The sequence below is a fragment of the uncultured Blautia sp. genome, from assembly GCF_902497045.1.
Lineage (GTDB): Bacteria > Bacillota > Clostridia > Lachnospirales > Lachnospiraceae > Blautia_A.
In genome coordinates this window covers 38,402-50,146 of sequence record NZ_CABVDF010000003.1, presented here as the reverse complement: position 1 = coordinate 50,146, position 11,745 = coordinate 38,402, and the positions used below count along the sequence as shown (strand labels likewise).

The window sequence follows — 11,745 nt, the reverse complement described above, 5'->3', positions numbered from 1 at the left end:
ATCGCCCAGAAAACAAATACTTATCTGGAAGCACATCCCGGAACACATCTCTATCGAATGGGAATCGGCGATGTTTCTCTGCCCCTTTGCGATGCTGTCATCCAAAAACTGCATGAGGCAGTAGAAGACCAGGCGCACAAAACAACATTTCACGGCTATATGCCGGAATGTGGGGATATGGAGCTTCGGAGAACCATTGCGGCATATTATCATAAAAGAGGAGTAAATATAAGCAATGAGGAAGTATTTGTTTCCAGTGGAGCAAGCGATGAACTGGGGGATATCCTGGACTTATTCGGAAAGGAAAAAACAGTACTGATCATGGAACCGGCTTATCCTGCGTATGTAGATGCGAATGTGATTGCCGGAAATACGGTTATCCATATTCCTGCAGGAGAGGAAAACGGATTTGTTCCTGATCCTGATCCGGGAATTGCGGCAGATGTGATCTACATCTGCTCTCCAAATAATCCAACCGGTGCTGTATTTAGCAGGACAGCATTACAGGCATGGGTAGACTATGCAAATAAAATGAACGCTGTTATTCTGTTTGATGCTGCATATGAGGCCTTTATTGAAGAAGATGAAATTCCTCACAGCATTTTTGAGATTCCGGAAGCAAGAACCTGTGCCATTGAGATCTGTTCTCTGTCTAAGACGGCAGGCTTTACAGGAACACGCTGCGGATATACAGTAATTCCAAAAGAACTGTCTCGTGGCGGAATGAATCTGAACCAGATGTGGGTAAGAAATCGTACCACCAAAACAAACGGAGTATCTTATATTATCCAAAAAGGTGCTGTGGCTGTTTTTACAGAAGAAGGACAGCGGCAGATCCGGCATGGAATTGAAATTTATAAAAAGAATGGAGCCTGCCTGATGGAAGCCCTGGATCGGCTTGGCATTTGGTACTGTGGAGGAAAAAATGCTCCTTATATTTGGATGAAATGCCCGAATGGAATGGGAAGCTGGGAGTTTTTTGATTATCTTCTTAATGAAATTCAGGTAGTAGGAACCCCAGGGGAAGGATTTGGCGCCTGTGGGGAAGGATATTTCCGCTTTTCCACCTTTGGATCTCCTGAAGATACGAAAGAGGCAGCCAGAAGGCTGGAACTGCTTCTTCAGAAATAAGCAGTTGAGGCCTGAAAAACAATCCTTCTGTAAAAATTGCATAGTTTTTGTCAGTGCTGTTCTATACAAAATTTGGAATTTTTGATATAATTAAGACAATAATTTTGCATGAGAGGGAAGCATGAAAAAAATATTAGTAGTAGAAGACGACCTGGCATTAAGCACAGGTCTTTGTTTTGAATTGGATACGGAAGGATATCTTTCTATGGCAGCGTTTAACTGTCAGAAAACCCGTCAGCTGCTGAAAAACAGTGAATTGGATCTGGTGCTTCTGGATGTAAATCTTCCGGACGGAAACGGTTTTGATCTGTGCAGGGAGATTAAAACCATGTACCCGGAACTTCCTGTGATCTTTCTGACTGCCAATGATCTGGAGCAGAATGTTCTGGATGGATTTGATCTTGGAGCGGAGGATTATGTAACAAAGCCCTTTAATATGAAGATTCTTCTTCGACGGGTGGAAGTAGCTCTGCGCCGCGCTCAGGGACAGAAGGCTGCCAAAAATCATGTGCAGTGGAGCGACGGGTTTCTGACACTGGATTTTGGATCTCTGACAGCACAGCGGAATGGAGAAACACTGTCTATTACACCGAATGAATATAAGCTTTTGCGGATCCTGACAGAAAATTCAGGTCAGATCCTTACCAGACAGATTCTGCTGGAACGGCTATGGGACAACGATGGAAACTTTATTGACGATCACACACTGACGGTAACCATGAACCGCCTGCGGACCAAGATTGAAGACTTTTCCCACACTTATATTCAGACAGTGCGGGGAATGGGGTATATCTGGAAAGGAAAGGCACAATGAAAAAGAAACAGACAAGATGGCTGTCTGCCGCTCTGTTTTTATTAGGTACGGTTCTTGTGGGATTTTTGTTCTGGCTTTTATGGGAGTATGTACCGAGAGCTTCCGTACGTTATGGGATTCTGGCAGTCTGCGGGGGAATTGTTCTCTTAAATTTTCTGTGGTCTGCATTAAAGAGGAGACAGATCGAACAGTTTTCGGATGATATCTGTGAGACGCTGGATGCAGCTATTGCAGGACGTCAGCCGGAATATTTTCAGCCCTATGAAGACTCCCTGACTGCAAAGGTGCAGGGAAAGCTTCTGCAGTATTATGATATTATGCAGGAGGGAAGAATGCAGAGCCGGAAGGACAAGGAGATCCTGCAGAGCCTTGTCAGTGATATTTCCCATCAGGTAAAGACTCCTGTGGCAAATATGAAGCTGTATTCCGGGATCCTGCAAAAGCCAAATCTTACAGAAGAAAAAAGACAGATATTTCTGACAACGTTAGAAGAACAGATCGATAAGCTGGATTTCCTTATACAGTCTCTGATTCATATGTCCAGACTGGAAACAGGGACATTTGTGCTGCATCCGGTAGAAGGGCGGCTCCATGAAACCATTGCACAGGCAATGAGTGCCGTGTGGGCCAAGGCAGAGGGGAAAGGTATTGAGATTTCTGTAGAATGCGATCCGGAGATTACGGTACAGCACGATACGAAATGGACGGCGGAGGCTCTGGGAAATATTTTGGATAACGCTGTGAAATATACGCCGGCGGGCGGCCATGTGTCCATCATGGTACGACCATGGCAGTTTTATACCCGCATTGACATTAAGGATACAGGAATGGGCATACCGGAAGCCCATTATCAGGATGTTTTTCAGCGGTTTTACAGGGCGGAGGAGGCCGCGCAGCAGGAAGGAGTTGGTCTTGGGCTGTATCTGGCAAATGGCATTATCAACCGTCAAAAGGGATATATCAGCGTGAAATCGAAAATGGGAGAGGGAACGACCTTTTCCGTGTATTTATTAAGCTGACCCTATGGTGAACGCTTTCCAAGAAAGGAAGAGATCAGTAAAGACAGAGAATGCTATAAGAGATAGAAACTACAGAGGGAGAGAGGAAAAGGAAGTGGATATTTTAACTGTAAAAAATCTGCATAAAACCTATGGAAAAGGAGAGGGACAGGTAAAGGCGTTAAACGGCATTGACCTTGCCATCGAAAAAGGCAAATTTACCGCGATCATCGGAGCCTCTGGCTCCGGCAAGACCACTCTTTTGAACATGATGGGCGGACTGGACATTCCCGATGAAGGGGAAGTGATTGTAGACGGTGTAAACCTGTCTGGTCTGAAGGAAAAGGAGCTTGCAGTATTTCGCAGGAACAAGGTGGGGTTTGTGTATCAGAATTTCAACCTGATTCCTGCGCTTAACATTCAGGAAAATATTTTGTTTCCATTAAGTCTGGCAGGTTCCGGGCCGGATCCGGTATTTTTTCAGGAGATCACGGAATTGCTGCAGATCAAAGACAGACTTACGGCGTATCCCCATGAACTGTCCGGCGGAGGCCGGCAGCGGGTGGCAATCGCAAGAGCGCTGATGGCAAAACCTTCGATTCTTCTGGCAGATGAGCCTACAGGTTACTACCAGTTACTACTATAAAAAAGTCATAAAAAAATAATCTTTAAATTCTTATGATCGTCAATTTGAATTTCTTTAATGACAGATCTCCAGAGCTGACGGCGTTCTGCCGGTTCCAGCGTCTTATATATCGAATCAAGATCCATTTTCAAGAGTTTTTTGATTGGAGCTAGATCTTTCTGATTCTGGTTGCGTGGGAGATCTTCCAATTCTTTCATATATTTCTCTTTATCCATTTTTAATTCATCCATGGTGATTATGTCGTTTATGTACAGATCTTTCAGTTTATCAATTTTTTTCAGAAGTGTAGCTCTCCGGGAATCATAATCAACAATCTTTGCACTTGCAATCTCATATTCTGCAATATGCTCCTGCAGGAGATCTTTGACATTTATAAGCAGGTATTTTTCTATATATGATTCGGGAACCATCTTGCGGTTGATACAACGCTTATTAGGATAAGCCCCATGACATTTGTAGTACGGATATTTGTAAAAACCACCGGATTTTTTCTTTGCTTTTTGTGTAAATCCAGAAAAAGCCTGACCACAGTGAGCACAGCGAAGCAAGCCACTAAACACATAACTGTATTTTTGACTGCTTTTGATATTAATAGCAAGCAGTTCCTGCACACGTTCGAACAGATCAACTGGAATGATAGCAGGACAATAATGATCGTTATCCCGGAACGCTCCAATGTATTTCTTATTTTTTAGAATAGACTTTTTGAGATTGTCCTGGGACATAATGATCCCAATGTCAGATTCCAGATGCGCGATTGTTTGATTTAGAGAACCACATTCAGCATAAAACTGGAAGATATGCAGCACCTTGTCTACGTCATGGTTAGGCACAAGGTGTTTGTTTTCGATAGAATATCCAAGAGGAACTTTGCCGGATAAAACTTCACCCTGCCGGTATTTATAGTCAAACACATCCCGGATCCGGACAGAATCGTTTTCCGCTTCCAGCTCTGCAAAGGTCATGGACTGCGCAACGAAAGCCCGGCCATGCGGTGTGGTCGTATCAAAGTACGGCTGATCGACAGCAAGCCAGTCGCAATGGTTCGCTTCGAGAATAGCCTGCGTATTCAGATAATGTCTCAGACTACGGAACCAACGGTCAAGTTTAGTAAATATAATCAGATTCACGCGTCCGAGTCGGACATCATCAAGCAACTGCTCAAAATCTCCACGTTTGATTTTCCTGCCGGAGATTCCATCGTCAATATAGGTTCCGGCCAGAACCATGTTTTCTTTGGATGCAATATAAGCTTTGCAGGTAGAGAGCTGTTCATCAATACTGTCTCCCTTTTTCGCCTGTCGGTCTGTGGAGACACGTACATATATAGCAACATTTGTTATACTCATAACATATCACTCCTTAAAAATGGGTATAAAAAATACACCTATGCAGGCGTATCAGTTCGTGCTATAATTCTAACTGTCTAGGGAAGAATTGTAGCATCAACTGATAGCTGCAAAGATTCACAAGGTCGTCCTGGTGTGCCAACACTGGGGCGACTTTTAAATTGTTCTATTTCGATAATTCTTTCCTTGCTTTTGCGTAAGAACGTGAAACACATACAGTGATAATTCCAAATAGGGAAAAAATAAGACCTATCGGAAGAACCAATAAACCACATACAATCAAAAACACACCCACAATCATAAGAGAAATAGAATATCTTTTCAATTGTTTTTCACTATAACTTTTCTTACCGAAAATTGCCTTTCCATCCGAAATGATGTAAGGATCATTTGACACTTTTTCATTATGTAGATTAGGAACGCTTGCGTTCTCGAAATTTGATTCTGAATGAAATGTGTCGGAAGTGCTCGCGGAGTTGTTTGAACGTGAAGCCTTATAAATGTCTTTTACTGAAAAAGTAGTTTTGTTATAGACTTTATTATAAACTGCTTTCTTAGGGTCTTTAATCATTCCCATTCCCTTTTTACCATAGGTGGGATCAATAGATCTCTTAATAGACCTATTGATTTTTCCGGTAGTTTTTGCACGAACACTCTTTTTGATACTTGGAGTACGCATTCCTTTTTTCATTGGCAGTCCTCCTTGAGATAAAAAAGAATATTATTATATTTTTATGTGCATCCTATATATACGGAGGAAATGCACATGGATGTTCTGACATGGCAGGCAAGGCACAAACGAGGAATCACATTGAAACAGCTGGAGAAAATGACCGGAATTGGAAAAACAACATTAAATAACATTGAAAATGGTCTGGTATCTCCGACGCTGTGCCAGTTGGAAGCAATCGCACGCGCACTTGATGTAAAAATGACAGATTTGTTTACATCTGAATACAAATAGTATAGCAGAATAAAACGTCAAAATACTCATATCAGAACTATTTCCCGATATCGGGAAAACGGAGCTGAACGTATTTCCTCTTTCTGGAAACTGGTATATAATCAGATCAGAAAGAGGTGATGCAGATGGACACACGCCAGAAGATCGACGCACTGCTCCAAAAGATCACATCTGAAAGCCAGCTGCAACGCATATACAAATTCATACAGTACATATACGTTCACGGCCAGAAGTGATCGAAAAGGGAATCCGAAAGGGTTCCCTTTTTTATATCCAAAACTGCAGCACTAAATCTTTTTGCTAAGTCTTTTAATGAAATCTTTCAGAACCTGCTTATCATCAGCACTGAGTTTTAAATATTCTTCGATCAGGACTCGATCGAAACTGTCGCAATCATATTGCACGCACAACTCATCAAGAACTGTCTGCGGCAGATCGTCAAACATTTCTCCCTCACCATTTACCAGATAATCATAATTTACATTATATTCGCGGCAAATGGATTTTGTCATTTGTTCAGTAAGATTCCGCGTTCCAATCTCAATGGCTGAGATTGCTCCCTTGCTGACACCCAATTTTTCACCGAATTTTTCAAGTGTCAGGTTAAGTTCTTTTCTAACAGAACGAACACGTTCACCTTGGGTCATTGAATTCACCTCTCTTTCTACAAAGTAGAATATCACTAAAAAGTCAAAAAGTCAACATAGTAGACAAAAAGTATTGACAAAATCAACTGCGTAGAATATAATGTCAACATAGAAGACAGGGAAGAGGTGAAGCAAATGGAAACGGACAAAAGATGGAAGATAACTGTAAACTTTCATCCAAAAACAAAATGGTTCAAATTGAAATATCGAAAGGTCAATCTGAAAAATACTTATCAAACACAGAAAGCAATTTACGAATCGAGAACAAAGAGTTTTTACAAAGCTCTATGGAATCGTTACTTGCTGGAACTTGACCGGAAATAATTCCATCAGCCAACTGCAAAGCCATATGAATAGCAGAAAGCTGATTGTTGGAAATCTGATTTCCGCCATTACTCAATGTTTCAAGTGCCTGATCGCTGTAGTACAAAGCCTGGCTAATGATCTCAGGGGATACTAAATCGGAATCCGGGAGTTCATTAACCATGACTGTTAAGACAGAAATGATAGTAAGGACATCATTATCTGACAGTGAATAAGTAAATGGTTTACGCATTGCACATTTCTCCTTTCATAAAACTCAGGCATGGCAGTGCCTTGTGATATCAGAATAGGAGAACATTAGCTAAAAGTCAATAGATTGAGCGAAAGGGGTGAGATATATGACAACAACGAAAGAAAGGACAACTCTGGAACAGCAGAAAGAAGATCTCAGAGGAATGATTTTAATGCTGAAACAGTTAACTGAAAATGAAAAAAGAGAAATCAAGGGAATCATGATCGGAATGCAGCTGGCAAAGAATATCGAACCTAAGAAAACTGCATAGTCGTCAGGATAAAGGGAGGGCGAAAGTGAATAACAATTAAAAGAAAGGGGATGTGAAATGCTGGAGAGACCCAGGAGAAGAGTTGGAGGAATAGACGAATTTATGATCCAACGAACAGCAAGGCAGATTTTAAAAGAAATGCAGGAATGCGGATGGACTCAGGGAGAAGCTGAGTTACTTCCAAAGTATTTAGAATCTGCGATAAAACAAAATAGCGAACGGATCAGAAAGCTGAAACCATTCGCTATTTGCGAGATTACAGAAGAATCTCCTTGACTTCTGAAACGGTTCTACTGTAGTTAGCAGCGATCATTTCAAGAGTCATTTCAGTATCATCAGGGTGCAGCTCCTTATGAATACTGTAAAGCAGAGCAATATTATGAATTGCAATTTCTTTTTCGCTCATGTAGTGGTCTCCTTTCTTTAGTTTTCAGTCTCTGGTACAGACTGATAACTAAAGTATAGGAGAGAAGAAAGAAAAGTACAAGCCGAAACGGAGGAGCACAACATAAATGGCAATCACAAGAAAGGTAGATACGGATGTATATTGCGATATTTGCGGCAAATGGGTTATGGGCTGGACATCCAATAATGACGGAGTTAGCAGGGCATGGGCCGCTAAGTATGCGAGAAAGAAAGGATGCACAGTTGGAAAGAAAATCATCTGTAAAGAGTACAGGATAGAGAAGCGGATCCAGACATGCAGCATACAGCAAAAGATTGGAAGTGCAGGAAGAGACAGCGATGGAACCTGTATGGGATTCGGAGGTGAAGCATCAGATGAACCACTGGAAAAGTGTAAACAGTGTATAGCATGTACATCATACCAATGGAAAGAAGAATAGCCGAAACGGTCAACAATGACCGTCTGGACACGATGGCAACGTGTTCACTGATGAGGTAAGCCAGAAAGGGGCGAAAGATATGTCACAGAAGAATATGGAAGTAATGTTAAGCATGGAAGACAAAGCCGAAGCCGAAGAACTGACAGCGTTTCTGCAGTCTGTAAACATCACAAAGCAGACACTGATGGATACATTCCTGAAAGGCGTCAAGGTGGGTGCAAGCATGTCGGCTCAGAAAAAGCCGGCATAAGGGAGGGACGACCTTGATTGAAAGATGGAAAGATATTCCAGGATATGACGGTAAATACCAGGCGAGCACAGAGGGGAACATCCGGAGAACTTTGAAATCCGGACAGTTTCGCAGCATGACTCCCTATCACAAAAAAATGAAAGGGAGTCAGCGCCTGGTTGTGAAGCTCACAAAAGACGGAAAAGCGAAAGAGGAGATAGTTCTCTCCCTGATTGCAAGGACGTTTTTAGGACCTGTTCCTGACGGTGCGGTTCCGTATCATAAGAACGGAATGCAGTCCGAGAATCACATAAACAATATAGCATACATACCCAGACAGGAACTTGGAAAGCTGACCGGTTACAGTTCCAGAAATAAAATAGTCGTGAAATTGGACAGTTGCGGACAGGATGTGGAATATTACAGATCTGCGAGAGAAGCAGCGAAAAAGAATTTTTTGAGTAGACAAGCTATCACTGATCGTTGTAACGGGAAAACAAAACGCGGACCGGCTCCGGATGGATACGAATATGCCTGGGACAACAGCGAAGCAAGCCGACGCAAAGCAATAAGACGCCTGGAGCTGGCTGGCGGATATACACCAATGCCGACAGCTCCTGCAGTAGAATTTGAGTTTTAGGAGGGGGAAGAAGATGGAAACACAAGGAACATTTAACGCGGTAAGGTTCTACGAAACTCTTGCCGCGATCCTCTCAAAGAAGCATGGCGTTGAGATCACCGTAAAGGTGAAGGAAAAGCCAAAAGAAAAAGAGGAAACAGCTTGAACTATGACAACTACATAAGGAGATAAGAAATGGAACGAAAAATAATAATTTCATTGGTATCCGGGTACCTGGTTTCTATGCTGCCGATCTGGACGATCGACAGCAGAATGCAGGAAATCATCCTGACATTTGCAGTATCTTTCTGCATCCTCTCCGGCCTGATCTGGATTGAGGAGAGGATACAGGACATGAAAAAAGCCCTCACGTTGGCGGACGTGAGAGCAAAAAGAAAAAACAACCTTTTCAAATAGTATAAAGAAAATATGGGGAAATGTCAAGGAGGATTGAAGATGTTAAAAACAGACTATAAAGGATTCGGAGAATTTATGGAAAAAATCAAAACAGCAGGAGAAGAAGAAACAAGAACACTATGCGGAATACGACAGCAGATGTGGCTGAACGAAATTTCCGATTTTATTTTTCCCACTCCGGTGGGAGATCTTCCGTTCTTAATCAATGCGTTGGAGATATTGGCGCAGACAATTAAAAAAACGAATCCGGAAGCGAAAGATTGCGCGAGAGAAATTATTAACGGAACTGGCTGGAAAGTGCAGGAGAGTACAATCAACAAGAACATGAGCGAAGCGGCTGCAAAAGCATGGCACGAATCAGTTAAGAATAACAAAGGCATTATGTAAACTAAAAAGGCAACACCGGATCCTTGAAAAATAAATGAAAGTAAGTCGAAAAAGCAGGGGAACGAAAGCCCCTGTTGCTTACTTGCTAAGAGTATTAAAGATGGATTCAAAACAGGGGATACGATAATGAGTTACATGTGTAAAAGAATGAGGTTCCGGAATGCCATAGAGGTGTATGAATATCACACGGCAAAGTATGGAGCACCAGGACAGGAGAGACAGGAGAAAAAGAAAGCCACTCCGGAACAGATGGCAAAGAGGAACAGATACAGCAGGGAGAGGTTGGCAAGGTGGAAGATCCGGAACAATTTTGATGTAGATGATTATTTCACAAGATTATCATACGAGAAGGACAAAAGACCGGAATCCATGGAAGAAGCAAAGGAAGACTGGAAAGCATTTCTGCAGATACTCAGAAGGGAATACAAGAAAAGAGGAGCAGAACTGAAATGGATGCGGAATATAGAAGTCGGTACAAGGGGAGCCTGGCACATTCACATCATAGTGAACAGGATTCCTGACACGGACGTTATTCTTGCGAAAGCGTGGAAACACGGACAGATACAGAATCAGCTTCTGTATCAAAAAGGCGAGTTTGAGAAACTGGCCAACTACATAACGAAGACACCGGAGACGGACAAGAGACTGAGAGAGGCAAACTATTCCGCATCACGCAATCTTCCAATTCCGGAGCCAGAGAAAAAAGTGTATAAACACTGGAAAACATGGGGAAAAGTCAGAGTGCCGAAGGGCTGGGAGGTGGAAAAAGACTCATTGCATGAAGGCGTGAATGATCTGACAGGCTACCAGTACCGATCTTACACTCTGATTAGAACAGTTCGACTGCCAAAACAGGAAAAGAAGAAAGCAAAGAAAAAGAGGGAAAGGGCATGAAGGTAAACATATATCTGGAGACAGATAAACAGTCTCAGGAATGTATGCAGCGTAAATATGGGTACGTGATCGAAACGATATTCAAAGGCACACCGATAACCAGAGAGGGATTCGGAAGCATTGAGGGAACATATCACAAGACGAACCTGCAAGCCCTTATAAAAGCCCTGGGACATTTTCACAAAGAATGTGAAGTATGCGTATATACAAGAGACGCATTTGTTGCAACGCGGATTCTGAAAACTGACGACATGATGGCAGCAGGATTCAAGGATACAAAAGGAAAACCGATAAAGAACGCCCAGGAGTGGGAGAAAGCCTGCAAGAAGCTGCAGGAGTGCAAGATCACAATATCCTCACAGACTGGGAAACATACATACTCAGCATGGTTACAGGAGGAAATGAAGAAACGTGAAGCCGGAGGAGATATGGGGGAAGGGATGGAGCCTGAGACCGGAACAGAACCCGGCAGAAATGGAGTATCTGGGTGAGATCATTAAATCCGGATACAGATTCACATACTACAAAGACCGGAAAGGAGGGATTTACTTTGAAAGCGAACCAGAAGGAGGAAAACCTGAATGGATGCGCCGCGCCGACGAAGACCGAAAGCGAAGGAATAGACACAGACATTGAAGCCCTGGAGACTTACATCTGCGACAATATCTGTCAATACAGAGAGAAGACAACCAGCCAGGAAGCACTTGAGTATTATTTCTGCAGTTCGTGCGAAATGAGTAAGCACATAAGCAAAATAAAAGCAGAATATGACAAAATCAATTCTTTTGACCACAGTGAAGCATGGAAACTTATGCAGAAGTACAGAAAAATTACGCTCTGCAAAGAATGCGTGCAAAGACAACATCTGAAATCAGGAAGAAGCATATGCAGAATTTATGGCACTCTGGGAGGATTCCTGGAAGAAGACGAAGGATGTAGCCGGGGCGAAGAATGGGAATAACAAAGAAAAGGGGAAAC

20 protein-coding genes are annotated in these 11,745 nt (G+C 42.5%); 15 read left to right on the top strand and 5 right to left on the bottom strand.

Features of this window, described 5'->3' with window-relative positions:
* The 4 genes from RDS42_RS00945 to RDS42_RS00930 all read left to right on the top strand — a co-directional run.
* Positions 1–1,131 (top strand): LL-diaminopimelate aminotransferase (locus RDS42_RS00945; protein ID WP_308781953.1); only part of this gene is annotated, 1,131 nt, incomplete at its 5' end.
* Positions 1,132–1,252: 121 nt separating this feature from the next.
* On the top strand, positions 1,253–1,945 hold the full coding sequence (locus RDS42_RS00940; RefSeq protein WP_308781952.1) for a response regulator transcription factor: 693 nt from the start codon (positions 1,253–1,255) through the stop codon (positions 1,943–1,945).
* Entirely contained in the window at positions 1,942–2,964 is a 1,023-nt protein-coding gene (locus tag RDS42_RS00935) for a HAMP domain-containing sensor histidine kinase (protein ID WP_308781951.1), read from the top strand. Before RDS42_RS00940 ends, RDS42_RS00935 begins: the two co-directional genes overlap by 4 nt.
* 94 nt (positions 2,965–3,058) lie before the next feature.
* Positions 3,059–3,589 (top strand): ABC transporter ATP-binding protein, encoded by a 531-nt coding sequence (locus tag RDS42_RS00930; protein WP_308781950.1) that lies wholly within the window; start codon positions 3,059–3,061, stop codon positions 3,587–3,589.
* A gap of 5 nt (positions 3,590–3,594) precedes the next feature.
* Here RDS42_RS00930 and RDS42_RS00925 read toward each other — a convergent pair whose 3' ends face one another.
* A complete protein-coding gene (locus tag RDS42_RS00925) occupies positions 3,595–4,938 on the bottom strand; it encodes a recombinase family protein (RefSeq protein ID WP_308781949.1) in 1,344 nt (447 codons plus the stop codon).
* A 166-nt stretch (positions 4,939–5,104) separates the two neighbouring features.
* Positions 5,105–5,629, bottom strand: coding sequence for a hypothetical protein (locus tag RDS42_RS14840; RefSeq protein WP_331602328.1), 525 nt, complete (start codon positions 5,627–5,629; stop codon positions 5,105–5,107).
* Between the two features lie 75 nt (positions 5,630–5,704).
* Between RDS42_RS14840 and RDS42_RS00915 the strand changes: the two genes are divergently transcribed.
* Positions 5,705–5,902: a helix-turn-helix transcriptional regulator gene (locus tag RDS42_RS00915; protein ID WP_308781948.1), complete on the top strand. Its 198-nt coding sequence runs from the start codon at positions 5,705–5,707 to the stop codon at positions 5,900–5,902.
* Between the two features lie 287 nt (positions 5,903–6,189).
* On the opposite strand, the gene RDS42_RS00910 is transcribed toward RDS42_RS00915, so the two are convergent.
* A complete protein-coding gene (locus RDS42_RS00910) occupies positions 6,190–6,549 on the bottom strand; it encodes a helix-turn-helix transcriptional regulator (RefSeq protein ID WP_308781947.1) in 360 nt (119 codons plus the stop codon).
* Positions 6,550–6,763: 214 nt separating this feature from the next.
* Positions 6,764–7,105, bottom strand: a complete 342-nt coding sequence (locus RDS42_RS00905; protein ID WP_308781946.1) for a hypothetical protein — start codon at positions 7,103–7,105, stop codon at positions 6,764–6,766.
* 106 nt (positions 7,106–7,211) lie between these two features.
* Between RDS42_RS00905 and RDS42_RS00900 the strand changes: the two genes are divergently transcribed.
* Complete coding sequence (locus tag RDS42_RS00900) at positions 7,212–7,376, top strand: hypothetical protein (protein ID WP_308781945.1); 165 nt, start codon at positions 7,212–7,214, stop codon at positions 7,374–7,376.
* A gap of 256 nt (positions 7,377–7,632) precedes the next feature.
* Here the strand turns inward: RDS42_RS00900 and RDS42_RS00895 are convergent, their stop codons facing one another.
* The gene (locus RDS42_RS00895) at positions 7,633–7,782 is read right to left on the bottom strand and encodes a long-chain fatty acid--CoA ligase (protein ID WP_147413347.1); all 150 of its coding nucleotides are present in this window, start codon (positions 7,780–7,782) and stop codon (positions 7,633–7,635) included.
* A gap of 106 nt (positions 7,783–7,888) precedes the next feature.
* Between RDS42_RS00895 and RDS42_RS00890 the strand changes: the two genes are divergently transcribed.
* The 9 genes from RDS42_RS00890 (at position 7,889) to RDS42_RS00850 (ending at position 11,728) form a co-directional block, all read left to right on the top strand.
* Positions 7,889–8,221 carry a hypothetical protein gene (locus RDS42_RS00890; RefSeq protein WP_308781944.1) on the top strand — a complete coding sequence of 111 codons (333 nt, stop codon included), beginning with the start codon at positions 7,889–7,891 and terminating at the stop codon, positions 8,219–8,221.
* Between the two features lie 79 nt (positions 8,222–8,300).
* Entirely contained in the window at positions 8,301–8,471 is a 171-nt protein-coding gene (locus RDS42_RS00885; RefSeq protein ID WP_182438357.1) for a hypothetical protein, read from the top strand.
* Positions 8,472–8,484: 13 nt separating this feature from the next.
* Entirely contained in the window at positions 8,485–9,090 is a 606-nt protein-coding gene (locus RDS42_RS00880; RefSeq protein WP_173704775.1) for an NUMOD4 domain-containing protein, read from the top strand.
* A 13-nt stretch (positions 9,091–9,103) separates the two neighbouring features.
* Positions 9,104–9,235, top strand: coding sequence for a hypothetical protein (locus RDS42_RS00875; RefSeq protein ID WP_308781943.1), 132 nt, complete (start codon positions 9,104–9,106; stop codon positions 9,233–9,235).
* A 29-nt stretch (positions 9,236–9,264) separates the two neighbouring features.
* A complete protein-coding gene (locus RDS42_RS00870) occupies positions 9,265–9,486 on the top strand; it encodes a hypothetical protein (RefSeq protein WP_308781942.1) in 222 nt (73 codons plus the stop codon).
* 39 nt (positions 9,487–9,525) lie between these two features.
* Entirely contained in the window at positions 9,526–9,873 is a 348-nt protein-coding gene (locus RDS42_RS00865; RefSeq protein ID WP_308781941.1) for a hypothetical protein, read from the top strand.
* Positions 9,874–9,999: 126 nt separating this feature from the next.
* Positions 10,000–10,767, top strand: coding sequence for a hypothetical protein (locus RDS42_RS00860; RefSeq protein ID WP_308781940.1), 768 nt, complete (start codon positions 10,000–10,002; stop codon positions 10,765–10,767).
* Positions 10,764–11,258, top strand: a complete 495-nt coding sequence (locus RDS42_RS00855; protein ID WP_308781939.1) for a hypothetical protein — start codon at positions 10,764–10,766, stop codon at positions 11,256–11,258. Before RDS42_RS00860 ends, RDS42_RS00855 begins: the two co-directional genes overlap by 4 nt.
* On the top strand, positions 11,255–11,728 hold the full coding sequence (locus RDS42_RS00850) for a hypothetical protein (RefSeq protein WP_308781938.1): 474 nt from the start codon (positions 11,255–11,257) through the stop codon (positions 11,726–11,728). The genes RDS42_RS00855 and RDS42_RS00850 overlap by 4 nt, the downstream gene beginning before the upstream one ends.
* Positions 11,729–11,745 lie beyond the last annotated feature (17 nt).